We start from the raw sequence: 749 nt of genomic DNA, 5'->3' as shown, positions 1-749 counted from the left end.
TGTCGCGCCAGTCACTTCTAAGTTCGCATTGCTAGATACGTAACTACCAGCGATTGAACCTAGACTGTGAGTGTCTGATATCGATACGCTCTGAAAGGCTTTTTGGTCGCCCGACATGACATCCCAAACCGCGTTTATCACTGAGACATCTGCAATTGTGTCCGCCGTTGTATTTTTTACCTCAATCGAATACGAAATTTCTTCACCATTTTCATAATGACTCCCAGAAGCAGGACTAAATGAAATTTCCACCTCTCCTGCTGCTAGAGCGTTTGCAGAGGTAAATAAGGCAACTAAGAGTAAGGTAAAACAACGCTGAACCATCGACACAGTACTTTCCAATTTATATAAAATTCTTATGAATTACCGAGAGTAAAATGAACACAAAATCGTCAAAATTTTGAGGCGACGAATTTTTGACGATAATTAATCAATAAATGTCACGATATGGTCAATTTTTTATTTGATAACCATAAATAGGTAGATATATAATCTTATGATTGCACATCCAATAATTTATAACGTTCGAAAACCATAGGATCTGGCTATATCGTTAGATTTAAAACATGAATTAGTAGATAGGTGAAAGGTAACTGATTATGATATTTAAATTTATATGAAACGACGGTTATCAGAATTATCTGACAACAACTTCAAACTAGTAACACAGCGTTGTAGATGAAAACAATGATGACTACTAGATAAGTCATCATTTTATCAAACCAAGCCAAAATAGAAATTATCTATTA

At 35.0% G+C, this 749-nt stretch carries 1 protein-coding gene; it reads right to left on the bottom strand.

Features of this window, described 5'->3' with window-relative positions; all coding sequences use genetic code 11:
• On the bottom strand, positions 1–324 hold a 324-nt coding region (locus tag R7O13_RS26490), incomplete at its 3' end, for a hypothetical protein (RefSeq protein ID WP_412125731.1).
• Positions 325–749 lie beyond the last annotated feature (425 nt).

The sequence above is a fragment of the Vibrio sp. Y176 genome (assembly GCF_033438945.1).
Note: the sequence above shows the minus strand (reverse complement) of the source record. Positions and strands in the feature narration are given on the sequence as shown.